Genomic DNA, 24,679 nt, shown 5'->3' with positions numbered 1-24,679 from the left:
CCATGTCCAAACTCTGGCAAGCCCGCTTCTTTACGACCGTTAACCAATTACGCGACCTCCCCGACACCCAGGTGCCGGAGATCGCTTTTGCTGGTCGCTCCAATGCAGGTAAATCCACTGCCATCAATATTTTGTGCAACCAGAAGGGCCTGGCTTTCGCCTCCAAGACCCCTGGCCGTACCCAGCACATCAACTATTTCTCCATCGGTGGCGCGCATGTGGCGCAGCACCGCAAGGACCCGACCATCGTCGAGGAAATCGAAGCGCTGCTGGTCGACTTGCCCGGCTACGGCTACGCGGAAGTGTCCGGCTCGGCCAAGCTACACTGGCAGCGCCTGCTGGGCGACTACGTGCAGCGCCGCGAACAGCTGGCCGCGCTGATCCTGATCATGGATTCGCGCCGCCCGTTCACCGACCTCGACGTGCAGATGCTGGAATGGTTCGCCCCGACGGGCAAGCCGATCCATTGCATCCTGACCAAGGTTGACAAGCTCAACCGCAACGACTCGATCAACGTGCTGCGCCAGGCCAAGGCCAAGCTCGACAGCTACGTTGACGAAGACGGCGAAGGCTTCCCCTTCACCGTGCAACTGTTCTCCGCGCAGAACCGCATCGGCATCGACGAAGCCAACGACAAGATTCTTGAACTGGCCGGCCTGCTGGAGGATGAAGAACCCACCCCAGATTTAGGAAGCGATAGCAATGAGTAAGTCAGCAGCTGCAGCCCAATTTCCCGCCATCCGCATGCGCCGCATGCGCCGTGATCCGTTCTCGCGCGCGTTGATGCGCGAAAACGTCGTCACCCCGGCCGACCTGATCTACCCGGTGTTCATCCTGGAAGGCACGCACCAGCGCGAGGTGGTAGCGTCGATGCCGGGCGTGGAGCGCGTGTCGGTGGACCTGCTGCTGAAGGTGGCGGAAGAATGCGTGTCGCTGGGCATTCCGGTGCTGGCGCTGTTCCCGGTGATCGATGCGTCGAAAAAAACCGAAGACGGCGTTGAAGCCACCAATCCGGACGGTCTGGTGCCGCGCGCGGTGCGCGCCCTGAAGCAAGCCTTCCCTGAGCTGGGCATCCTGACCGACGTCGCGCTCGACCCGTACACCAGCCACGGCCAGGACGGCCTGATCGACGAGAACGGCTACGTCATCAACGACATCACCACCGACATGCTGATCCGCCAGGCGCTGTGCCACGCGGAAGCTGGCGTTGACGTGGTGGCGCCGTCGGACATGATGGACGGCCGCATCGGCGCAATCCGCGCGGCGCTGGAAGCGGGCGGCCATATCCATACCCGCATCATGGCGTATTCGGCCAAGTACGCCTCGGCGTTCTACGGCCCGTTCCGCGACGCGGTCGGCTCGTCGGCCAACCTGGGCAAGGGCGACAAGAACCAGTACCAGATGGACCCGGCCAACAGCGACGAAGCGCTGCGCGAAGTGGGCCTGGACCTGGCCGAAGGCGCCGACATGGTGATGGTCAAGCCGGGCATGCCGTACCTGGACATCGTGCGCCGCGTAAAGGATGAATTCAAGGTGCCGACCTTTGCCTACCAGGTGAGCGGCGAGTACGCGATGCTCAAGGCGGCCGCGCAAAACGGCTGGCTGGATCACGACAAGGTGATGATGGAATCGATGCTGGCCTTCAAGCGCGCCGGCGCCGATGCCGTGCTGACCTACTTCGCGCTGGACATCGCGCGCAAGCTGCAAGGCAAATAAGCACGCAGCATTCTGCAAAAGCCGGGCTGGCCCGTGATGCCGTTCAGTTAAGCGACGTCGTTCCCGCGAAAGCGGGAACCCATGCCGCATTTGCCCAGCAGACGTGCTATGGATTCCCGCTTGCGCGGGAATGACGATGTGACCTTAACGCTTGACTGAACGCCATCCCGGTTTTTACTTATCGTGACGCCCCGCGCGTATATTCGGGGAACATTTCCTTCATCAGGAAGGCCGACAGTTCTTTCTCGTCTTCCTTGCGCGCGCTCAGGTTGACCACTTTGCCCAGGCGACGCGATTCCCACTGGAAGTCGCCCGGCTTCTCTTTGCGGATGATCTTGATCATTTCCTTGACCACCGCCGTTTCGATATCCTGCTCCGCGCCCTGCTCGACGTGAATCTGCTGCAGCCAGTTGCGCTTGAAATTGGTGTTCCAGCCGCGGAACTTGACTTCGGCGCTGTGGAAGCTCTTGTCGACCTGGAACACGCCGCCGGTGTCGTCACGGTCGGCGCCGCTGCTCTGGCCGGCGCCGTTGGCGCGCGCGATGTTGGCCAGCGCCACGCGCTTGGCACGGTCCGCTTCGCTCTCGGCGGCCGGCGCCGGTGGTGCAGGCGGATTCAGCGATTCACGCGCGGCGCGCTTCTTGGCGATCATTTCCGACATGTCCTCGACCGGCGGCGGCGTCATGGTCGCCTGCACCGGCGGCACGAAGGTTTCCAGCTTGGGCTTGGTCGCGACCGGGGCTTCCTTGGTCACCACCTGCTGCTTGCGCGGCGGCGGCGGCTTGGTGGCTGGCTTGGAGGGGGCCGGCGAGGGCTTGGTGATCGGCTTCGGCACCACTTTTTCCATCGGCTGGATGTAGACCATGTGCCCGCCCTTCGGCGGCGCCGACTTGGTCGGCTTGGGCGACGGCACCAACAGGTAGTACAGCACGCCCGCCAGGTGCAGCGCGATCGAGATCGCGATGCCGATGCGCTTGTTCTTGGACTTGCGGTCCCACGTGGCAAAGCTATCCTGCGCCGACGGCAGGCGTTGGCCGCAAGTCTCGCAGTATTCCGAATGCGCGGAGAGGATATGGGAGTCGTGGTGCAAGATACAAACCTTGTGGAACGCAGAAGTCGTCAAAATGGGGCCATAGTGCCAGAGTCCCGCTCTTTTGGGAACCGCTCCAAATGCCATGTAGGGCACCAGACTGTCTACTTTACAAGTTTCGGCTCTTGATGGGTGTTACTGTATGTATCAATTGCTTTGCAAAGTGTCATGTTTTTGAGCGCTCGCCGCCGGCCGTTTGCGCGGGCTGCGACCTTGGTTCTCAACCATTTTAGCGGCCAGGGCCATGACGCATTGTTCGGCATCCCACACCTGGCGGGACCTCAGTTGCGGACGCGGCAAGGCATGCGTGTAGTAGTGCGCGCCTTCGGTCAGGTAACCCAGTGCCCAGATATTGGCCAGCGCGGCGCCGCCTGCGTCCAGCGGCTGGCCGGCGCGGTTGATGTCGATGCCGCCCGGGTGGAACACGCCGTTGTAGTAGGGTCGCACCAGGCCGCGTTTTAACATATTACGGATCAGTAAGGATGTGTCGGTTTCCGGCACAAACGGCTCCAACCTTGCTATGACGACCACGTCGACCGGGTGCTGTTCGGCGCCGCTGGCAAATTTGGTGGTGAGCAGGTAGGTGGATTCGGTTTCGTCGATGTCGATGCGGCTGCCGGGACCGGCTTGCAGGGTGATGACGCCGGCGTCCAGCAGCGCCAGCAGTTCCTGGTTGCGGCGCAGCGGCGGGCCGAAGGCGGCGCGGTTGATGGCGGGATGATAGACGTTGAGGAATTTGCGGTGCGAGGCCGGCGTCAGGCCGCCGTGCTCGATGGCCGACTGCAAGGTGGCGCGCACATCGCGCAGCACGTCGGTGGCGGCTTTGGTGGGGCTGGCAAGGTTGCCCCGGCGGGCTGCGGCCAGGTCGGCTTGCAGCCAGTCGCGGAAGTAACGGCGGAACTCGGCCAGATTGGCGAATTGGCGGTCTTGCAGTGGAAACAGCAGTTCGCCCAGCAAGGCGTCCTCGTCAACGGCGTCGAGCGTGCCGGCTGCGGTTTGGTAGGCGTCGGCCATCTCGCGCTTGAGCAGGGGCAGCAGTTCGCGGTCGAAGTCCAGCTGGCTGCTGCCGCGCGCGATCAACGCCTGGCGACGCAGCGCCTCCACCGCATCTACCGTAAAGTGGCGCGCCTGATGGCGGCCGTCCAGCCCCTTCTGGTTGACGCCGCGCGCCGCGTACGGCAGGCAGTTGCGCGAACACAGCGTCAACTGCGGTTCGCGTCCCGACGGCAGATAGCGCAAGCCCTCGGGTCCCGCCACAAACTCGCCGCCCCGCCCCACCGTCAGCTCGGCGATCACATCATGCGCGCTCAGCCCCAGCCCCTGGATCGCCACCCGGGCGCCGGCGCTGATGCGCGACAGCTGTTCGATCGGGTACACCTGCCGCACAAAGCCCAGCCGGCTGTTGTAGCGCGCATGGTCCTGGGCAAACTTGCCCAGCCACGCATCCAGATCGCTGGGCAGATTGCTGCCATGCCCGGTGGTGAGAAACACAAAATCGCTGCTCACCACATACCCGCTCTCCAGTTCGATCACGCTGCTGCCGTCCGGCCGCTGCGACAGGTCCACCGCGCGCTGCCGGTGATGCGTGACCGTCACCCCGGCCGGCAGCGCCGCCGCCACCTGCTGGTAGACCCAGGCCAGATATTCCCCCAGCAAACTGCGCGGCAGATAGTCCGCCTCGCCGATGTCATGCCCGCCACTGCCGCCCAGACGGTAATAGCGGTCGCCTACGCGCCGATAGCCCATCTCCCTGGCCCATGCCGTCAGCGACGGCGTTGCGCACACTGGCGCGTGTCTGACGGCTCCAGCGGCCGGGAACATGGTGACCTGGCTGGCGAGCGTGTTGATCAGCAAATGCTGCGGCTGGCGCGCGACGTGCACGCCCGGCCCGCATTCGCCGGGTTCGATCAGAATCAAGTCGAGGAAAAACTGGCGGTGAAGCGCCAGGGCGGCGAGGCGCTCAAACACGCTGAGCCCGCGCGGGCCCATGCCGATGATGGTGATGCTGGTGCGTTTCATCCGATCGCCTCTTTATCCGGGCCAAAAGCCCATGATAAAGAGACGATCTTTACATCAACTTGTCACTGCTCAATGCTTGTTCACGGCCTTCAGCGGAACGGCGTGCACCGCTTCGCGTTCGGCCGGCGGAATGGCGGCGTCGGCGGCGATTTCGTGGTCCAGCATCGGGCCGGTGCCGCTGTACTTGTCGAGGAACAGGTAAATCACCGGCGTGATGTACAGCGTGATCACTTGCGAGAAGATCAGGCCGCCGACCACGGCCAAGCCCAGCGGCTGGCGCAATTCGGCGCCGGCGCCCAGGCCCAGCGCGATCGGCAACGCGCCCATCAGCGCCGCCATGGTGGTCATCATGATCGGACGGAAGCGCAGGATACAGGCCTGGCGGATCGCCACGGCCGGCGTCAGCCCCTCGTTACGCTGCGCGTGCAGCGCAAAGTCGATCATCATGATGGCGTTCTTCTTGACGATACCGATCAGCATCAGGATGCCGATGATGGCGATCATGGTCAGGTCGAGGTTGAACAGGCGCAGCGTCAGCAGCGCACCGACCGCCGCCGACGGCAGGCCGGCCAGAATCGTCAGCGGGTGAATGTAGCTCTCGTACAGCACGCCCAGCAGCACGTAGATCACGCCCAGCGCGGCGACGATCAGGATCAGCTGGCTACCTTGCGAGCTCTGGAACACGGCCGCATCGCCGCCGTAGTTGGTGATGATCGATGGCGGCAGGCGCATGTCAGCGGCCCACTGGTCGATCTTGGCGGTGGCCACGCCCAGCGGCACGTCCGGCGCCAGGTTGAACGACAGCGTAATCGCCTGCAGCTGGCCCTGGTGGTTGACGGCAGTCGGGCCGATGGTGCGCTCCACCGTGGCAAAGCTGGACAGCTGCACCAGCTGGCCGGTCTTGTTGCGCACCGAAATCTTGGTCAGCGCGCTATCGAACTGGCGGTCGGCGTCGGCCGCCTCCAGGATCACGTAGTAGCTGGCGGCCGGCGAGTAGATCGTCGACACCTGGCGCTCACCGAAGGCCAGGTACAGCGCGGTGCGGACGTCGCCGATCGCCACGCCGAGGTTGTTGGCCTTGTCGCGGTCGATCTTCAGCGAGGCTTGCAGGCCCTTGTTCTGCGAGTCGCTGGTGACGTCGCGGAAGTCGGAGTCGGCACGCATGCGGTCCATGTATTTTTCGGCCCAGTCGTTCAGCGCGCCCGGACTGACCGATTGCAGCGTGTACTGGTAGCGCGACTTGGACTGGCGTCCGCCCAGCTGCAAGTTCTGCACCGGGCTCAGGTAGACGGCGATGCCGGGCACCTGCTTGGTGGCCTTGCGCAGGCTGTCCAGCACTTCTGGCATGCGCTTGCGTTCGCTGCGCGGCTTGAGCACCAGGAACATGCGGCCGGTGTTGCCGCCGCCAACGAAGGAGGTTACGTCCTGCACGTTCGGATCGGCCTTGATCACGGCCGCGACTTTTTCCTGCAGCTCCATCAGCGAGGACGACGAGATGTCTTCCGAGGCTTCGGTGTTGACGCGGATCTGGCCCAGGTCTTCCTCCGGGAAGAAGCCTTTCGGCGTGGTGATGTACAGCACCGCCGTCAGCGCGAAGGTACCCAGCGCGGCCGCCAGCACGATGTAGCGGTGGTGCAGCGCCACGTCCAGCGTGCGCGCGTAAAAGTCGCGCAGCGCGCCGAAACCGGCTTCAAACCAGCGGCCGATGAAGTTGCCTTTGTCGTGTTCCGGATCGATGGCGTCGGCCGGCAGCAGGCGGCTGGCCAGCATCGGCACCAGCATCAGCGACACCGCCGCCGACACCAGCACCGACAGTGCCACCACCACGGCGAATTCGTGGAACATCAGGCCGATCACGCCCGGCATGAAAAAGATCGGAATGAACACCGCCACCAGCGACACGGAAATCGAGATGATGGTGAAGCCCATCTCCTTGGCGCCGATCAGCGACGCTTCCAGCGGCCGCTTGCCCATCTCAATGTGACGCACGATGTTTTCCAGCACCACGATGGCGTCATCGACCACCAGGCCGACTGCCAGCGTAATGCCGAGCAGCGAGACGTTGTCCAGCGAGTAGCCGAAGGCGTACAGCAAGGCCAGCGCACCGAGCAGCGAGATCGGCATGGTGATGGCCGGAATAAAGGTGGCGGCGGCGCGGCGCAGGAACAGGAAGATCACCATCACCACCAGGCCGATGGTCAGCAGCAGCGTCAGGTTGACGTCGTGGATCGCTTCGCGGATCGACACCGAACGGTCGTTGACCAGGTTGATGTTGATCGAGGCCGGCAATTGCGCCTTGAACTGCGGCAGCAGGCGGCGCACGCCGTCCACCACTTGCACGGTGTTGGCGTCCGGCTGGCGCTGCACCAGCAGCACGATCGAGCGCTCGCCGTTGTAGCTGCCGGCCGCCTTGGTCGACTGGAAACTGTCCTGCACGTCGGCCACGTCCTTCAGGCGCACCGGCTGGCCGTTGCGCTGCGCGATGATCAGCTCGGCGTAGTCGGCGGCTTTCATCAGCTGGGCGTTGCCGGTGATGGTCAGCGTCTGGCTCGGGCCGTCGAGAATACCCAGCGGCGTGTTGGCGTTGGCAGATTTGATCGCCTGCTGCAGTTCGTCCAGCGTCAGGTTGCGCGCGTTCATCAGGTCGGACTTGGCGCGCACCCGCACGGCAAAGCGTTTCTGGCCGTTGACCGTCACCTGCGCCACGCCAGGCAGCGTGGACAGCGATGGCGCGATCAGGTTTTCGGCGTAGTCGTTCAGCTCGGACAAGGTCAGCGACGGCGAGTTCATGGTCATGAACAGCACCGGCGCGTCGGCCGGGTTGACCTTGCGGTAGGACGGCAGGTCGGTCATCTCGATCGGCAGCTGGCGTTGCGCGCGCAGCAGCGCCGCCTGCACATCGACCGCCGCTTCGTTGACGTTGATGCTCGGGTCAAACTCCAGGGTCAGCGAGGAATTGCCCAGCGTGTTGGTGGAGGTGATGAGACTAAGGCCGGCGATGGTGGAGAACTGCTTCTCCAGCGGCAGCGCCACCGACGACGCCATGGTGTCCGGCGAGGCGCCCGGCAGGTCGGCCGAGACGTTGATCACCGGTGTGTTGTAGCTCGGCAGCGCCGCCACCGGGATGTAGAAGTACGCCAGCACGCCGGCCAGGATCAGGGTGGCCGACAACAGCACCACCATCACCGGACGGCGGATGCACAACTCGGAAAGGTTCATCGCTTAGCCCTTCTGCTTGCTATCATCAACCTTGGTATCGACCGGCTTGTCGGCCGAGGCGACGCGGACTTTGCCGCCCGGCCGCAGGTTTTGCTTGCCGTCGACAATCACTTGTTCGTCGCCGGCCAGACCGGAGACGGCGGCGTTTTCGCCAAATGCATACAGGCGCTTGATGTTGACCACCTTGGCCGACTGGTCCTTGTCCACCGCGTAGACAAAGGTGCCGCGGGTGTTGCTAATGATAGCGTTTTGCGGAATCACCGTCGCGTCTTTCAAGACGTGCGAAATCAGCTTGGTGTTGACGTACTGGCCCGGCCACAGCGCGGTGTCCCTGTTATCGAACTGGGCCTTGACGCGGATCACGCCGGCCACCGGATCGACCGTGTTGTCGATAAAGCTGAGCTTGCCGTTGACGGCCAGCGTCGAGTTGTCCAGCGTTACCTGCACCGGCACCGCGCCTTCGCGCTGCGCCGCCATCAGGCCACTCAGCGAGGTTTCCGGCAAGGTGAAGGCGACGGTGATCGGGTCCAGCTGCGTGACCGAAGTCAGCAGCGTGGTCATCTGCACCAGGCTGCCCGGATAGACGTTGATGGCGCCGACCCGGCCGTTCATCGGCGCGCGGATCGCGGTGTAGCTGGCGTCCACGTTGGCGCCGCGCACGGCGGCTATGTCGGCCTGCAGCACGGCGCGGGCGGAATCGACCTGGCTCTTGAGCGTATCGACGGCGCCCTGGGCGATGAATTTCTGCGCCAGCAAGTCCATCGAGCGCTTGTACTGGCGCTCGTAGTCGGCCAGCGCGGCGCGGTCGCGTTCGACCTGGGCCTGGGCCTTGTCGATGTTGGCGCGCTCGGTGCGGTCGTCCAGCGTGAACATCAATTGGCCGGATTTGACGAACTGGCCTTCCTTGATGTGCACCTTGGCAATGGTGCTGGTGGTTTGCGGATGCAGGTCGACGGTGCTGATCGGCGTCACCGTGCCATTGGCCTGGAGCACCACCGGCACGTCCTGACGCTTTGGCGCGATGATGCTGACGGTGGTCGGCCCCTGCGGACCGTTGCCGTTCAGCTTGTTACCGGAGGCCGGCTGCGCACTATGATGCGTCATATACCAGATGCCGCCACCCACTACCACGATTGCGCCGACCAGAAACGCCAGGGAAGATTTTTTCATTTTTAATAATAATTTTCACGTCGAAAAACATTGCCGCCAAGCACAAGGCGGAATATTGTCGCATAGTATCGACCAGAAAAACTGCACCAGTATTACTGCAAGACGCTTTTTTGTGCGCCGTGTTGGTTAGTTGCCGACGTAATACTCGGGCAGCACCAGCGTGACTTCCAGTCCGCCGTCCTGATGGTTGGCCAGCGTGACATTGGCGCCGTGCTGCTCGGCGATATTGCGGGCAATGGTCAGTCCCAGACCTGTGCCGCCAGACTCGCGCGAACGCGAGGTTTCGATACGGTAAAACGGTTCAAACACGCGCGCCATCTGGTCCGGCGCAATGCCGGGACCGCCGTCGCGGATGCTGATACGCGACGAGCCCACCAGCCGCTCCACGGTCACGTTGGCGTACTGGCCGTATTTGACGGCGTTGTCGATCAGGTTGACCAGGCAGCGGCGGATCGCCAGCGGCCGGCCCATCAGCGCCATCGCCGCGCGTCCGCGCAACGCGACCTGCTGGCCGGTGTCGGTGGCGTCGCTGCACACGCTGTCGAGCAGCGCGTCGAGGTCCAGCGCCTGCATGGTTTCGGTCGAGTCCATGCTGCGCGCCAGGTCCAGCCCTTCCTTGACCATTTGCTGCATGGCCGACAGGTCGTCGATCAGGCGTTGCTGCAGTTCCTTGTCGCCGACCTTCTCCAGCCGCAGGCGCAGGCGCGTCAGCGGCGTCTGCAAGTCGTGGGTGATGGCGGCCAGCATCTGCGTGCGCTGGGTGATGTGCTGGCGGATGCGCGCCTGCATGGCGTTGAAGGCGGCGCTGGCCTGGCGGATTTCGGCCGCGCCGCTCAGCACCACTGGCGGGTGGTTGATGTCGTTGCCCAGGTCCTTGGCGGCCTGCGCCAGCTGCTTCAGCGGGCGCATCGACATGCGCGCCACCAGGTAGGCCAGGAAGGCAATGCTCAGCAGGAACGGCAGCAGCGACACCAGTTCGCTGTTGGTGGAGGCGGCCGGCGGCGCGCGCGGCGGCAGCACCGACAGCTTGAGCACCTGGCCGTCATGCAGGTAAATGTTGATGGCTTCGCAGGTGCCCTTCCACTGGCTGGAGGCGAAGATGCTGGTGGGCTGGCGCGGCTGGTCGCAGGCGGCCAGGTGTTCGGCCAGCGGCCCCAGCTTGAAGCCAGCGCCCAGGCGCTGTTGCAGCGCAGTCGAGAATTCGGTCGGCGCCAGCGTTTGCGCCTGTGGTGCGTCGCTCAGCTCCAGCCGCACGGTGCCGCGCGCGGCCGCCACCAGAAAGGTCGGGCGGGCGCTGTCCGGCATGGCGTCGGCGGTGGTGATCAGTTGTTCGGCGCGCTCCAGCGCGTGGAAGTCGCGGTAGCGCTGCAGCGCGCGCGACCGTTCGTTGACGGCCAGCCACTGGGTCAGCGCCGCTGACGCCACGATGCCCAACAACAGCACCAGGAACACGCGGCCGGTCATCGACCCGAGGAAGGCTTTCACGCTTGCGGCTCCACCGCGACCTGGCCCGCCAGCACATAACCGCCGTTGCGGACGGTTTTGATGATTTGCGGCATGCGCGCGTCTTCGCCCAGCTTCTGGCGCAGACGGCTGATCTGGATGTCGATCGAGCGGTCGAACGGATCGGCGTCGCGGCCCTGGGTCAGGTTCAGCAGCTGGTCGCGGTTGAGCACGCGGTTCGGATGCTCGAGGAAGACCTTGAGCAGGCGGAACTCGGCGCCCGACAGCATGATGACGATGCCGTCCGGATTGAGCAGGTGGCGCGCGGTCAGGTCCAGCGTCCAGCCGGAGAATTTCATCTGCTGCGCCTTGTCGGTGCCGGAGCCGACCGGCATGGCGTTGCTGCGGCGCAGAACGCTGCGGATGCGCGCCAGCAGCTCGCGCGGCTCGAACGGTTTCGGCAGGTAATCGTCGGCGCCCATTTCCAGGCCCAGGATGCGGTCCAGCGGTTCGTTGCGGGCGGTCAGCATGATCACCGGCAGCGTCGAGTGGGCGCGCAGCTTGCGGCATAGCGTCAGGCCGTCGTCGCCGGGCAGGTTCAAGTCCAGCACCACCAGTTCCGGACGGGCTTCGTCCAATAGCTTCCACATGGCTGTGCCATCGGCCGCGCACAAGGCGCGATAGCCGTTTGATTCAAGGTAATCCGCCAGCAGCGTGCGGATGTCGCGATCGTCGTCAACGATCAAAATTGTAGATGTCGGTTCCATGCGCCCATTATCCATGCAAGACCAGATACCAATTGTATCGTCTTGTATAAGTCCGTAGGGGGTACTTGGAGGCGAAACATCTGGATACAAAAACTTCGGGCAGCGAAACGTAAGCGCAACCTTGGGCGACCAAGATGGCACCAAGCGCGAAAACAACGCGAATTATTTAACTCGTCACCATGAAGGAACAACCATGAACATCTTACGCAAAAGCATACTGATCGGTTTCACCGTACTGGGCATGGCCGCAGCGCAGGCCCAGGAAGCCAAGCCGGCGCCGACGCAGCACGACGCCCATCCGAGCAAGGAGCAAATGCAGGCCAAGATGGCCGATATGTATGCCAAGCGCCAGGCGCGCCTGCATGACTTGCTGAAGCTGACCGCGCAACAGGAATCGGCCTGGGCCAACTATCAGGCTGCGATCAAACCGCCAGCGTTTGACGGCAAGCGCGCAGAGCACAAGCCATTCGACAAGCTGACCGCGCCGGAACGCCTGACGCTGGCGCTGGACATGACCAAGAAACGTGAAGCGTTCCTGGAAACCCGCGTGAAAGCCGTCACCGCTTTCTACGGCCAGCTGAACCCGGCGCAGCAGACGCTTTTTGATGAGCACGGCCTGGGTGGCGAGCGTAGCGGCCGTCATGGCCGCTGGGGTCGTGGTCACCATGGCCAGCGCGGCGGCTGGGGCCATGGCGGCGAACAGCACGAAGGCTGGGGCGGTCCTGGCCCACAGCGTGGTTGATTAGTTCAAGGCGGACAGGGATGCGGTGAATTTCGCCGCATCCTGGAAGCCGATCACGCGCGCGTTCGGGATTTCCTTGCCCTGTTTGTCGAACAGGATGATGCCCGGCGGGCCGAACAGGCCGAAGCGTTTCAGCATGGCTTTATCGTCGTCATCGTTGGCGGTCACGTCCACTTGCAGCAGCACGGTGTTGGCCAGCCTGGCGCGCACGGCCTTATCGACGAAGGTCAGTTTTTCCATCTCCTTGCAGGACACGCACCAGTCGGCATAGAAGTCCAGGATGGCGGTTTTGCCGCCGGTTTGCGCGAGGATGGCGTCCAATTGCTGCACGTTCTTGACGCGCTGGAAGGCCAGCGGCGTATCGTGGCCCTTGCCAGTCAGGTGTGCCAGCGGCGCCAGCGGATCGCGGCTACCGCTGACCACGCCCACCAGTTGCGCCACGCCCAGCACTATCACAATGACAGCCAGCGATTTAGCGATCCATTGGCCGCTGTTCAGTAGCAGATACATGCCGTAGCCGACCAACAGCGCGGCCCAGCCCATCATTTGAACGGCGCCTGGCAGCACCGGCGACACCAGCCACCAGCCGACCGCCAGCATCAGCACGCCGAAGAAGCGTTTGACCGCGTCCATCCACATGCCGGCTTTCGGCAGCAGCGTGCCGGCCGATACGCCTACCAGGATCAGCGGCACACTCATGCCGACCGCCATCGCAAACAGCGCGCTGCCGCCAATGACGACGTCCCGCGACTGGCTGATGTAGACCAGCGCGGCGGCCAATGGCGCGGCCACGCAAGGGCCGACGATCAGCGCGGAAATCGCACCCATGACGAACACGCCGGCCAGCTTGCCCGACGACTGGCGGTTGGAAACTGTGCTCAGCTTGCTCTGTAGCGCGGCCGGGACTTGCAGTTCGTAGAAACCGAACATCGACAGCGACAGCAGCGCCATCAAGAGGGCAAACGCGCCCAGCACCCACGGATTCTGCAAGGTACTGGCCAAACCTTCGCCAGCCAGGCCGGCGGCCACGCCCAGCGCGGTGTAGACCAGCGCCATGCCCAGCGCGTAGGTGACCGACAGCGCCAGTGCGCGGCTGCGGGTGGTGTTCTCGCCCTCGCCGACGATGATGGAGGACAGGATCGGCACCATCGGCAGCACGCATGGCGTGAACGACAGGCCCAGGCCCAGCAGCGCAAACAGCGGCAGGATCACCAGCAGCTTGCCGCTCTTCAGTGCGGCTTCCAGATGGCCGGCGTCATTGACCGGGGCGACAGGTGCGGCGGCTTGCTGCGCTGGCGCCGGTGGCACGATGTCGACAGCGGTAGGATTGGGGATGGTATAGATCTTGACGCCGGGACCGGCTGCGGCAGGCTTGCCGCCGTCGACGCCGATGTTGACCGCGCCCTGCCCTGCAGCGCCTGGCGTGGCGGCGTCCGTCGCAGTCGTCGTTGCGGTCGGGACTGCGGTCGTCGAGGCGCGCTGCGTGGCCACGCTGGCCGGCGCTGCGGCCGGGGTGGCTGCCAATGTGGCTGCCGGTGTGGCTGGCGCGGCTGCGGCCGGCAATGGCACCGAGCCGCTGCCGGTCAGCGCAGCCTTGTAATCCTGCGGCGCATAGCACAGTCCTTTTTCCGAACATCCCTGGCCGCCGGCCAACAGCGTGAACGCGCCGCTGGCGTTGACCGGAATAGTGATGGTCACGCTCTTGCGATACGTCTCCACGTCCTTGGCAAACGTCTCGTCATAGTGCACTTTACCCGGCGGGATCTGCGGCGCACCAAGTTGCGCGCCGGCGGCGCTGAACTTGAAGCGCTCGCGATACATGTAATAGCCGTCGGCAATCTGGAAAGTCACCGCAACGGTATGCCCATCCACCATGCGCGCCGAAAACTTGAACGCCTCCGATGGATCGAGGAAGTCTTCAGCACGGGCAGGCTGCATCAGCAGCGCGATCAGCGCCAGAAGGGGCGCGACAAAGCGGACAAAACGGGACATAAAACCTTCTCTCAGGGGCACTGGTCATTGGAGCAACAGCATAGTACACCGGTGACGTTTTTCACGCCTGAATGCGGGCTTAAAACATTGCTCTATGCGAAACTAGCTCTTTCCCTTCGCATTGGAGTACTTCATGTCCCCTCTCCGCACCCTGTTGTGGTCCGCGCTCGCCATGAGCGCCATGCCCGCACTGGCGCAAGCCCCGGCCCAAGCCCTGAACGCCATCACCGAGCAAGACCTGCTGGCCCACATCCGCACTTTGGCCTCCGAGGAATTTGAAGGCCGCGCGCCCGGCACGCCGGGTGAAGCGAATTCTGTCGCCTACATCCAGAGCGAATTCCGCAGGCTGGGCCTGCAAGCCGGCAACCCGGACGGCAGTTGGGTGCAAGCCGTGCCGATGCGCGGCCAGAAGCCAACACCTAGTTTCAGCTACACCATCAACGGCCGCAAAGTCGCACTGAATTTCCCCAACGACTACATTGCGCATTCAACCAGCCAGCCGGCCATTGTCAACGTGAACAAGTCGGAAATCGTCTTTGTCGGCTACGGCGTGCAGGCGCCTGAATACGGCTGGGACGATTACAAGGGCGTGGACGTGCGCGGCAAGACCATCCTGATGCTGATTAACGACCCGGCCATTCCCGATCCTGACAATCCGGCCGAGCTGGACCCAAATATGTTCAAGGGCAAAGCCATGACCTATTACGGCCGCTGGACCTACAAGTATGAGATCGCCGCCAAGCTGGGCGCAGCCGCCGCCATTATCATTCACGAAACAATCCCGGCCGCCTATCCGTGGGACGTGGTGCGCAGCGGCGGCAACGCCGAGCAGTTCAGCTTGCTGCGCGAAGGCGATGATCCCGACGCGCCGCCGGTGCCGGGATGGATCCAGCTGGATAAAGCCAAAGCGCTGATGGCCGCAGGCGGCTACGATTTCGACACGCTGAAAAAACAGGCGCTGACCAAAGACTTCCGCCCGGTCAGCCTGAAAGCCACCGCTGATTTCCATATCGAAAATAGCGCCCGCACGATTACCTCCAATAATGTGGTGGCGAAAATCGAAGGCAGCGACCCCAAGCTGAAAGACGAATATGTCATTTATAGCGCGCACTGGGATCATTTGGGCGTGGATGCCACCACTGGCAAAATCTATTACGGCGCGCTGGATAATGCATCCGGCGTGGCAGCGCTGCTGGAGTTAGCCAAAGCCTATAAAGCGCTACCGGAAGCGCCGAAACGCTCGATTCTGTTTATTGCCACCACAGCCGAAGAGCGTGGTTTGCTCGGCGCAAAATACTACGCCAGCCATCCGCTATACCCTTTAAAAAATACGGTCGCCAATATTAATATCGACGGCATCAATGCCTGGGGGAAGACGGGACAGATTGAAAACGTCACGTCCGGCCATTCCAATATTGATGGATTACTGGAGCAATATGCAAAGGCCCAAGGCCGACTAATGGAAAAAGACTCGCGTCCAGAATTGGGAAGTTTTTATCGTGCCGACCAGCTGGAATTTGCGCGCGCTGGTGTCCCGGTACTTTATACCAAAGCGCGCAGTGGCTATTTGAATAAGCCAGATGATTACGCGACGAAAGTCGTCAATAACTATTTCACGCACGACTATCATCAGGTGACGGACGGTGTACGTAACGACTGGGACTTCAGCGGCGGCGTACAGGACATCCAGTTACTGTTCCAGGTTGGCCTGGCAATCGCCCAAGGCGCCACGCCAACCTGGAATGCCGGCTCCGAATTCAAGGCCGCCGGCGACCGCCGTTTGAAGTAGTTCACGCTGGAAACTGACTTGATCATGCCAACTTCCGGCATGATCAAGCATCAAGCTTCGACGAGATCACCGGTTCGGCGCGCCGCCGTCACAGCGCGAGACGCGCGTTTGCGCCACCAGATGATGACGCCGGTCACACTCAGCATCGCCACCACGATCCCCATGAAGGAAATCAGGATGCGGCCCGGCAGGCCGAGAATGCGGCCGGAGTGCAGCGGGAATTGCGCCTGGACGAAGATATCCGCCGCCGTGCCTTTCCATGGCAGACGTTGGCCCAGCAGCTTGCCGGCGCCGTCGTAATATAAATACGCTGGGCCTACGCCGCCCGAACCGTGATCATCTCCGGGTTTATAAAAGCTTACGCCGTAGACATCGAATGCATTGGTATAAAACACGCTGCCTACCGGTTCCGACCAATTACGCTGTTTCGCCTCTGTCGCCGCTTTTTCAATAACTGCTGCATATTCGACTTTTGGCGTAAATGGTTTGTGAATATCGGCCATGGGACGCGTATCAAACGGCGTTGGCGTAACTTTGGATATTTTGCTCATCACCGGATAAAATACTTCACTGTACAGATTCAGCGAAAATGCGGTGAAGGACAGAATAATCAACAAAGCCCACGTCCATAAACTGAAGGCGCGATGCAAATCGAAATTCAGTTTATTGCTACCGCCTTTCCAGCGGACTTTCCAGGCCGGTTTCCAGCGCTGCCCCCAGGATTTGGCGGCATTCTGGCGACGCAGCGGCAAGGTCAAATAAAAACCAACAAAACTATCCACCACCCAAATCATGGCGATGCCGCCCATTAGCCATAAACCCCAACGATCGATACCCCACATTTCTGGAATATGCAGCGTGTAATGCAGGCGATATAAGAAGGAAACGAAAGTCTCCTTGGTGATCGGCCAGACCGCGCCCCATTCCCGCTTGCCCAATTCAACGCCGCTGACCGGGTCCACAAACACTTGATTAAAGCCCGGCTGGTAGAGTTTCTGCGTTACCGGGTCGACGCGCGGCGACACGCCGAACGCAATTGCCTCGCCCTTCTCCACCTGGATCGGCACGAAGGACACCTGGATCTGCGGATAACGCGCCTCGACTTGCTGCGCCAACGCCAGCGCCGACTGCGGGGTGCCCGGCGTGTGGGCCTCCATCAGGTGCGGATTGAGCAGGTCGTCCAGCTCGTGATCCCACGAAATGATGGCGCCGGTGAAACCGCTAATAAACAAAAAGCCCGCAGTGAGCAGGCCGGCGTATCGGTGTACTAAAGTCCAAAAGCCTCGCATGATGGCGATCCCCATAAAAAAGCCGGGGCCGCGCAGGCCCCGGCTGACAAGATCAGAACTTGTATTTCAAGGTCAGCGACGTGGTGCGCGGTGCGGCGTAGGTGATGGCGCCGTACGCGGCAAACATGCCGAAGTGCTTTTTATCGGTGACGTTGTTGACGTTCAGCTGGGCCGACAGGTTTTTGCTGATGTCGTACCGCGCCATCAGGTTGACCAGCGTGAAGGCATCCTGCTGGATCACGCCGCCATTGGTGGCGAAGCCAGGCGCGGTCGGGTCGACGGTGTAGGTGCGGCCTTCATAGTTGACGCCGCCGCCGACGGTCAGCTTGCTCAGCTCGCCGGGCAGGTTGTAGGTGGTGAACACGCGGAACAGTTTGCGCGGGTAGATGCTGTTGAAGTCGGCGCCGGTGGCGTCTTTGGCGCGGAAGATGCTGTACCCGGCGCTGGCGTTCCAGCCGCGCGCCAGTTCGCCGTTGACTTCCATCTCCACGCCACGGCTGGTGGCGCCGTCCGCGCCCACATAGACCGGCTGAGGCACACCGCCACCCGTTGCAGGCGCCAGGCCGTCAGCCTGCGCCAGATTATCCTGCTTGATGTGGAACACGGCCAGAGACGCGTTCACGCGGCCATCCAGAAACTCGCCCTTGATGCCGGTTTCGGCGGCCTTGCCACGGATCGGGTCCAGCGTCCGGCCACTGCGGTCCTTGTAGTTCTGCGGCTGGAAGATGCTGGTGTAGCTGGCATACAGCGAGTAGGTGTTGTTGACGTCGTAGACCACGCCGGCATACGGCGTGATTTCGTTGTCGTTCTTCACTTCATACGCGGCGCTGTCGACCAGCTGGCCGGTTTTCTTGTAGTTGGTCACGCGGGCGCCGACGATCAGTTTCAGCGGATCGGCCAGCGAGAAACGCGCCACGCCATACAGTGCTTCCTGCTTGGTCACGCTTTGTTCGTAGAAGGTGGCCCCGCCCCAGGTCGGCTCTGGATAGGCGGCGCCGTTCCAGTTGTTGTAGTTGCCGAGGTCGGCCAGCGTGCCTTCCGGCCGGCGGTCCGAGGTAAAGTCGGCCTTGGAGTACATATAGCCGAACGCCGCTTCATGCTTGCGGCCGGCCAGTTCAAACGCGCCGGAGAGCTGAAGGTTGGCGTTAGTCTGCTTGGTGCGGGTCAGGTAGGCGCCGGCGAACGGGAACAGGCCGGTGCCGGTGGTCGCGTCAGGGTAGCCGTACAGGTACAGCAGCTGCGAATCGCCGCGGCGGTCGCCGCGCGTGACGCTGGTATCCAGCTTCCAGCCGTTGTCGAAGGTGTGGCGCAGATTGGCGAAGGCGTTGTTGTACGAGTTGTCCCAACGGGTCCAGCCGGCCGCTGCTGTCTTGGAGACGTCCCAGTTGGTCTGGCTGCCGTTGGTGTACCAGTACGACAGGCCGCCCCACATCGGGCCCTTGACGTTGTTTTCCTGGCGGCTGAAGCCGACGTCCAGCACGGTGAACGGCGTCAGGTCGGCTTCCACGGTGGCGTAGATGGTTTTGCTCTTGTTGCTCAGCAGGTCGACCCAGCTGTCGGCGTCGGTGTACTCGCCCACCACGCGGGCGCGCACCGAACCATCCTGGGTCAGCGGCGTCGAGACGTCGGCCTGAGCGCGGCGGGCGCTCCAGTTGCCGATACCGATCTCGGCTGAACCGGTCAGTTCCTTCGAGGTGGCGCGCTTGCGCACCAGGTTGATGGCGGCCGATGGATTGCCGGCGCCGGTCATCAGGCCGGTGGCGCCGCGCACCACTTCCACCCGGTCGTAGATGGCCAGGCTGCTGGCGACTTCGCCGGAGGACCACGACTGTTCCCAGGTGGTCGGCACGCCGTCGATCTGCAGGTTGTCGATGTCGAAGCCGCGCGCGGTGAAGCCGGCGCGGTTGGTTTCATACTGGTTGACCGAGATGCCGACCACGTTGTTGACGACGTCGGTGACGGTTTGCAAGCCCTGGTCTTCGATGCGCTGCTGGGTCACCACACTGACCGATTGCGGCGTGTCGCGCAGCGACAGGTCGAGCGGCGTGCCGCCCTTGGCCTTGCCGACGGTGTACGAGGCGTCGCCGAGCTTCTGCGACGAGACCTGCACGGTCGGCATCACCGCCGCGCCGTCGTCGCCCCCCGCTTGCGCCTGCGCCAGCAGCGGCAGCGCCAGGCCAACCAGTACCGCCAGACGCTTCATCTTGAATTGCTTATCCATCACTTCCCCGTTTTGACATTTTTATCGAAACAGGAATGATAACGATTCTCATTTCAAAGTCAATCGTTTGGGATGTAAAAGGACGAAAAAAAAGCCAGGCAAAGCCTGGCTTTTCAGTGTTGCTTGCAACCGGCAGATTACTCAGCGGTTGGTGCGTCTTCGATCGCGGTGACTTCTGGACGGTCCAGCAGCTCAACGTAAGCCATTGGAGCGTTGTCGCCAACGCGGAAACCCATTTTCAGGATGCGCAGGTAGCCGCCGTTACGTGCAGCGTAACGTGGGCCCAGTTCCGAGAACAGTTTGCCTACGATTTCGCGGTCGCGCAGACGGGCAAATGCCAGACGCTTGTTAGCCAGGGTGTCGGTCTTGCCCAGGGTCAGGATTGGCTCAACAACGCGGCGCAGCTCTTTAGCTTTTGGCAGCGTGGTTTTGATGGCTTCATGACGCAGCAGGGAAACGGTCATGTTGCGCAGCATTGCCAGACGGTGGGACGAGGTACGGTTCAGTTTACGGAGGCCGTGACGGTGACGCATGGTACTTCCTTTCGATGATGTTTAAATCCGAGTTCTTCGATCGCTCAACATGAGCGCGGACCGGTTTTTAATGATTAACGCTCCAGCAACATGCCAGAGCGGTACTGCAAGCCCGTCATCCCGGCGGAGGCCGGGATCCATTACTGAGCATGCTCGGCATGGACTCCCGCCTGCGCGGGAGTGACGAGTCAAAAATTACTTCTCCAGACCAGCAGGCGGCCAGTTTTCCAGCTTCATGCCCAGGGTCAGACCACGGGAAGCCAGGACTTCCTTGATCTCGTTCAGCGACTTGCGGCCCAGATTCGGGGTCTTCAGCAGTTCGTTTTCCGAACGCTGGATCAGGTCGCCGATGTAGTAGATGTTTTCTGCTTTCAGGCAGTTGGCCGAACGCACGGTCAGTTCCAGATCGTCCACTGGACGCAGCAGGATCGGATCGACCAGCGGTGCGCGCGAAGGGGCTTCAGCAGCCGCTTCGGTGCCTTCCAGGGCAGCGAACACGTTCAGTTGATCGACCAGCACGCGGGCCGATTGACGGATCGCTTCTTCCGGCGAAATCACGCCGTTGGTTTCGATGTTGATGATCAGCTTGTCCAGGTCGGTACGCTGTTCAACACGGGCCGATTCCACGAAGTACGACACACGGCGCACTGGCGAGAACGACGCGTCCAGAATGATGCGGCCGATGGTCTTGTTGGTGTCTTCCGACAGGCGACGGACGTTACCTGGCACATAGCCACGGCCTTTTTCGACCTTGATCTGCATGTCCAGTTTGCCGCCGGCGGTCAGGTGCGCAATCACGTGGTCCGGGTTGATCAGTTCCACATCGTGTGGCAGATCGATGTCCGAAGCCAGCACGGCGCCTTCGCCTTCCTTTTTCAGGGTCAGGGTGACGGAGTCACGGTTGTGCACTTTGAACACAACGCCCTTCAGGTTCAGCAGCAGGTCAACCACGTCTTCTTGCACGCCGTCCAGCGACGAGTACTCGTGCACCACGCCAGCGATGGTCACTTCGGTCGGCGCGTAGCCCACCATCGACGACAACAGCACGCGACGCAGCGCGTTGCCCAGGGTGTGGCCGTAGCCGCGTTCGAATGGCTCCATCACAACTTTAGCGTGACCGGCGCCCAGCGCTTCTACATCGATAATACGTGGTTTCAACAAACTGTTTTGCATGAAATGTCCTCTTCAATACCCTCGGCGCGTTAAGCCGATAAGGCTGATGGCATTAGTGAAAACGCCCGCTTGAATAAGCGGGCGGGCTTACGACAAATTGGGCCCCCGCCTGCGCGGGGGTGACGGTTACACCGTCAATTAACGCGAGTACAGCTCGACGATCAGCGATTCGTTGACGTCGTTAGCGATTTCGTTGCGCTCTGGCAGGGACTTGAAGGTGCCTTCCATTTTCTTGGCGTCAACCGACACCCAGGCTGGCATGCCGACTTGTTCCGCCAGCGACAGCGCTTCAACGATACGCACTTGTTTCTTGGCTTTTTCGCGCACAGCCACGACGTCGCCGACTTTGACCGAGTACGAAGCGATGTTCACCACTTGGCCGTTCACGGTGAACGCTTTGTGGGAGACCAGCTGACGTGCTTCAGCGCGGGTCGAGCCGAAGCCCATGCGGTAGGCGACGTTGTCCAGACGGGCTTCCAGCAGCTTCAGCAGGGTTTCGCCGGTGTTGCCTTTGCGGCGGTCGGCTTCTGCGAAGTAGCGACGGAACTGACGTTCCAGCACGCCGTACATACGTTTGACTTTTTGTTTTTCGCGCAGCTGGTTGCCGTAGTCCGAGGTGCGAGCGCCCGACTTGACGCCGTGCTGACCTGGTTTGACATCCAGTTTGCATTTGCTGTCCAGCGAGCGACGGGCGCTCTTCAGGAACAGATCAGTGCCTTCACGGCGGGACAGTTTTGCTTTAGGTCCGATATAACGTGCCACGGTATTTCCTTTTTTAAATAATGACGTTCCAACCGCACGGGCTGAACGCTAGTCTGGTCTGCGGGTGAGCCAGACGTGGCTTAAGTCCGCCGCAAGCGGCAGACGACAATAGCCGGGCAGTATAACCGTTACCGGTTGCCTGCACCAGCTGAATTGTGTAACAGCGTAGCCGACCAGGTCGGCTAGGCCATTAGATACGACGACGCTTTGGAGGGCGGCAGCCGTTGTGTGGCACTGGCGTCACGTCCTGGATCTCGGTGATCTTGATGCCCAGGTTGTTCAGCGCGCGCACAGCCGATTCACGGCCTGGGCCTGGGCCCTTGATACGCACTTCCAGGTTTTTCACGCCGCATTCGATCGCGACTTTACCAGCGGCCTCAGCAGCAACCTGCGCTGCGAACGGGGTCGATTTGCGCGAACCCTTGAAGCCAGCACCACCAGAGGTCGCCCACGACAGCGCATTGCCCTGACGGTCGGTGATGGTGATGATGGTATTGTTGAAGGAAGCGTGAACGTGCGCGATACCTTCGGCGACGTTCTTCTTGACCTTCTTGCGTACGCGCGCTGCTGCTGCGCTGCTTTGTTGCTTAGCCATGTGATTTCCCTAGATTATTTCTTGAGCGATTGAGCGGCTTTGCGCGGGCCCTTGCGGGTACGTGCATTGGTGCGGGTGCGTTGACCGCGGACCGGCAGGCCCTTACGGTGACGCATACCACGGTAGCAACCCAGATCCATCAAACGCTTGATGTTCATGGACAGTTCGCGACGCAGATCGCCTTCGACGATGAATTTACCTACTTCATCGCGCAGTTTTTCCAGTTCGCTGTCGTCCAGATCCTTGACCTTTTTATTGGTCGCGATGCCCGTTTGCGCGCAGATGAACTTCGCGCGTGGGCGGCCTACACCGTAGATGGCCGTCAGGCCGATAACGGTGTGCTGGTGATTTGGGATATTAACCCCTGCAATACGTGCCATTCGTTATTCCTCGATAAATAACGGTTATTAACCTTGACGCTGTTTATGACGTGGTTCGACGCAGATTACGCGAACAACGCCTTTGCGCTTGATGATCTTGCAGTTGCGGCAGATCCGCTTGACTGAGGCGTTAACTTTCATTATGAACTCTCTTCTAAGGTTCGATTATCTAAATTTACTTGGTCCGGAACACGATGCGGGCGCGGGACAGGTCGTAAGGTGTCAGTTCAACCGTCACCTTATCGCCAGGCAGGATGCGGATATAGTTCATCCGCATTTTACCTGAAATATGTCCCAGCACCACGTGCCCGTTTTCCAGCTTTACTCGAAATGTTGCATTAGGGAGATTTTCTAGGATCTCGCCCTGCATCTGTATGACGTCGTCTTTTGCCATTCGGTATGTTTGAAACCGCGCTTATCGCGTCGGAATTCCGCCTTTGAAGTTTGCTTTGCGCAGCAGCGATTCATATTGCTGCGACATCACGTAGTTTTGTACTTGCGCCATGAAATCCATGGTAACAACCACAATAATCAACAACGAAGTACCGCCAAAATAGAATGGTACCTTCCACTCGGCTTGCATGAATTCCGGCAACAAACACACCAAAGTGATGTAGATGGCGCCAGCCAGTGTCAATCGCGTCAGGATCTTGTCGATGTAACGGGCAGTCTGCTCACCGGGACGAATCCCTGGCACAAAGGCCCCGCTCTTCTTCAAGTTATCCGCTGTTTCCTTGCTGTTGAAGACCAGCGCTGTATAGAAGAAACAGAAAAACACGATCGCGATGGCGTACAACAGTGCGTGGATGGGCTCGCCTGGCCCCATCGATGCTGCCAAATCTTTCAGGAACCGGACCGCCGGGTTGGCCGTATCGGCGCCCGTGGTAAACCAGCCCACGATCGTTGCCGGGAACAAGATAATCGACGAAGCGAAGATCGGTGGGATCACGCCGGCCATATTCAACTTCAGTGGCAGGTGCGACGTTTGTCCACCGTAAATCTTGTTACCCACCTGGCGTTTCGCATAATTGACCAGAATCTTGCGTTGGCCACGTTCCACAAACACCACCAGGAACGTCACCGCCACCACCAGGATCATGATGATGATCGCCGACAAGGCACCGATCGAACCGTTGCTCACCGACTGGCCGAGGCCACCCAGTGCGCCCGGCAGACCGGCCGCGATACCAGCGAAAATGATGATCGAGATGCCATTACCGAGACCACGCTCGGTAATTTGCTCGCCCAACCACATCACGAACATGGTGCCGGTCAACAGCGTCACGACCGTCACGAAACGGAATGCATAGCCTGGATCCAGCACCAGACCAGCTTGCGACTCCAAGGCAACCGCAATGCCCAACGCCTGGAACCCCGCCAGCAGCACCGTGAAATACCGGGTGTACTGGGTGATCTTGCGTCGGCCAGCTTCGCCTTCCTTCTTCAACGCTTCCATCTGCGGCGAGACGATCGACACCAACTGCATGATGATCGAGGCCGAGATGTACGGCGTGATACCCAGCGCAAACACCGTAAAGCGCGCGAGCGCGCCACCGCTGAACATGTTCAACATGCCCAGGATGCCGCCCTCTTGCGACTTGAACAGCGCGGCCAATTGTACCGGATCGATCCCGGGAACCGGGATGTGAGCGCCGATACGATAAACCACCAATGCGCCAAGCAGGAACCAGAGCCGGCCCCAGGGGAAACCAGCTGCTGCACTTTTAGCCAATTGTGGATTAGTCGCCAATTTTCGCTCCGATCAAGCTGTTCGCGGGG

At 61.5% G+C, this 24,679-nt stretch carries 21 protein-coding genes; 4 read left to right on the top strand and 17 right to left on the bottom strand.

All coding sequences use genetic code 11. From position 1 onward, the window contains the following. The first annotated feature begins 2 nt into the window (after positions 1-2). Together yihA and hemB are read left to right on the top strand one after the other, a co-directional pair. Entirely contained in the window at positions 3-710 is a 708-nt protein-coding gene (yihA, locus tag GTP55_RS14445) for a ribosome biogenesis GTP-binding protein YihA/YsxC (protein WP_161045588.1), read from the top strand. Beyond that, positions 703-1,716 carry a porphobilinogen synthase gene (gene hemB / locus GTP55_RS14440; protein WP_161045587.1) on the top strand — a complete coding sequence of 338 codons (1,014 nt, stop codon included), beginning with the start codon at positions 703-705 and terminating at the stop codon, positions 1,714-1,716. The genes yihA and hemB overlap by 8 nt, the downstream gene beginning before the upstream one ends. Before the next feature lie 178 nt (positions 1,717-1,894). On the opposite strand, the gene GTP55_RS14435 is transcribed toward hemB, so the two are convergent. The 6 genes from GTP55_RS14435 to GTP55_RS14410 form a co-directional block, all read right to left on the bottom strand. Next, positions 1,895-2,806 carry a hypothetical protein gene (locus tag GTP55_RS14435; protein WP_161045586.1) on the bottom strand — a complete coding sequence of 304 codons (912 nt, stop codon included), beginning with the start codon at positions 2,804-2,806 and terminating at the stop codon, positions 1,895-1,897. 147 nt (positions 2,807-2,953) lie between these two features. Continuing rightward, the gene (locus GTP55_RS14430; protein WP_161045585.1) at positions 2,954-4,825 is read right to left on the bottom strand and encodes an FAD/NAD(P)-binding protein; all 1,872 of its coding nucleotides are present in this window, start codon (positions 4,823-4,825) and stop codon (positions 2,954-2,956) included. Positions 4,826-4,894: 69 nt separating this feature from the next. Then, entirely contained in the window at positions 4,895-8,044 is a 3,150-nt protein-coding gene (locus GTP55_RS14425) for an efflux RND transporter permease subunit (RefSeq protein WP_161045584.1), read from the bottom strand. Between the two features lie 3 nt (positions 8,045-8,047). Continuing rightward, positions 8,048-9,214 carry an efflux RND transporter periplasmic adaptor subunit gene (locus tag GTP55_RS14420; RefSeq protein WP_161045583.1) on the bottom strand — a complete coding sequence of 389 codons (1,167 nt, stop codon included), beginning with the start codon at positions 9,212-9,214 and terminating at the stop codon, positions 8,048-8,050. A 126-nt stretch (positions 9,215-9,340) separates the two neighbouring features. Next, positions 9,341-10,699 (bottom strand): ATP-binding protein, encoded by a 1,359-nt coding sequence (locus tag GTP55_RS14415; protein ID WP_371868352.1) that lies wholly within the window; start codon positions 10,697-10,699, stop codon positions 9,341-9,343. After that, positions 10,696-11,424: a response regulator gene (locus tag GTP55_RS14410; protein ID WP_110846404.1), complete on the bottom strand. Its 729-nt coding sequence runs from the start codon at positions 11,422-11,424 to the stop codon at positions 10,696-10,698. The genes GTP55_RS14415 and GTP55_RS14410 overlap by 4 nt, the downstream gene beginning before the upstream one ends. A 193-nt stretch (positions 11,425-11,617) precedes the next feature. Here GTP55_RS14410 and GTP55_RS14405 point away from each other — a divergent pair, with 193 nt between their 5' ends. After that, positions 11,618-12,166, top strand: a complete 549-nt coding sequence (locus tag GTP55_RS14405; RefSeq protein WP_161045582.1) for a Spy/CpxP family protein refolding chaperone — start codon at positions 11,618-11,620, stop codon at positions 12,164-12,166. Here GTP55_RS14405 and dsbD read toward each other — a convergent pair whose 3' ends face one another. After that, complete coding sequence (dsbD, locus tag GTP55_RS14400) at positions 12,167-14,158, bottom strand: protein-disulfide reductase DsbD (protein ID WP_161045581.1); 1,992 nt, start codon at positions 14,156-14,158, stop codon at positions 12,167-12,169. A gap of 181 nt (positions 14,159-14,339) precedes the next feature. Between dsbD and GTP55_RS14395 the strand changes: the two genes are divergently transcribed. After that, entirely contained in the window at positions 14,340-15,947 is a 1,608-nt protein-coding gene (locus GTP55_RS14395; protein ID WP_229257934.1) for a M20/M25/M40 family metallo-hydrolase, read from the top strand. Between the two features lie 50 nt (positions 15,948-15,997). On the opposite strand, the gene GTP55_RS14390 is transcribed toward GTP55_RS14395, so the two are convergent. The 10 genes from GTP55_RS14390 to secY form a co-directional block, all read right to left on the bottom strand. Beyond that, on the bottom strand, positions 15,998-17,251 hold the full coding sequence (locus tag GTP55_RS14390) for a PepSY-associated TM helix domain-containing protein (protein WP_229257933.1): 1,254 nt from the start codon (positions 17,249-17,251) through the stop codon (positions 15,998-16,000). A 37-nt stretch (positions 17,252-17,288) separates the two neighbouring features. After that, positions 17,289-19,457 (bottom strand): TonB-dependent siderophore receptor, encoded by a 2,169-nt coding sequence (locus tag GTP55_RS14385; protein ID WP_161045580.1) that lies wholly within the window; start codon positions 19,455-19,457, stop codon positions 17,289-17,291. Positions 19,458-19,594: 137 nt separating this feature from the next. Next, a complete protein-coding gene (rplQ, locus tag GTP55_RS14380) occupies positions 19,595-19,990 on the bottom strand; it encodes a 50S ribosomal protein L17 (RefSeq protein ID WP_110846398.1) in 396 nt (131 codons plus the stop codon). Between the two features lie 195 nt (positions 19,991-20,185). Continuing rightward, on the bottom strand, positions 20,186-21,163 hold the full coding sequence (locus tag GTP55_RS14375; protein ID WP_026637581.1) for a DNA-directed RNA polymerase subunit alpha: 978 nt from the start codon (positions 21,161-21,163) through the stop codon (positions 20,186-20,188). A 138-nt stretch (positions 21,164-21,301) separates the two neighbouring features. Further along, positions 21,302-21,925, bottom strand: coding sequence for a 30S ribosomal protein S4 (rpsD, locus tag GTP55_RS14370; protein ID WP_110846397.1), 624 nt, complete (start codon positions 21,923-21,925; stop codon positions 21,302-21,304). 190 nt (positions 21,926-22,115) lie between these two features. Continuing rightward, complete coding sequence (gene rpsK, locus GTP55_RS14365; protein ID WP_072786827.1) at positions 22,116-22,520, bottom strand: 30S ribosomal protein S11; 405 nt, start codon at positions 22,518-22,520, stop codon at positions 22,116-22,118. A gap of 14 nt (positions 22,521-22,534) precedes the next feature. Beyond that, positions 22,535-22,900: a 30S ribosomal protein S13 gene (gene rpsM / locus GTP55_RS14360; RefSeq protein WP_090192434.1), complete on the bottom strand. Its 366-nt coding sequence runs from the start codon at positions 22,898-22,900 to the stop codon at positions 22,535-22,537. A gap of 27 nt (positions 22,901-22,927) precedes the next feature. Then, positions 22,928-23,041, bottom strand: a complete 114-nt coding sequence (gene rpmJ, locus GTP55_RS14355; protein ID WP_005663407.1) for a 50S ribosomal protein L36 — start codon at positions 23,039-23,041, stop codon at positions 22,928-22,930. A 34-nt stretch (positions 23,042-23,075) separates the two neighbouring features. Then, positions 23,076-23,294 (bottom strand): translation initiation factor IF-1, encoded by a 219-nt coding sequence (gene infA / locus GTP55_RS14350; protein WP_005663428.1) that lies wholly within the window; start codon positions 23,292-23,294, stop codon positions 23,076-23,078. Between the two features lie 21 nt (positions 23,295-23,315). Then, a complete protein-coding gene (gene secY, locus GTP55_RS14345; protein WP_110846396.1) occupies positions 23,316-24,650 on the bottom strand; it encodes a preprotein translocase subunit SecY in 1,335 nt (444 codons plus the stop codon). Positions 24,651-24,679: the final 29 nt, after the last annotated feature.

This window comes from Duganella margarita, assembly GCF_009857535.1.
Classification (GTDB): Bacteria; Pseudomonadota; Gammaproteobacteria; order Burkholderiales; family Burkholderiaceae_D; genus Rugamonas; species Rugamonas margarita.
The sequence above is the reverse complement of the archived record's forward strand: the minus strand, read 5'-3'. Positions and strand labels throughout refer to the sequence as shown.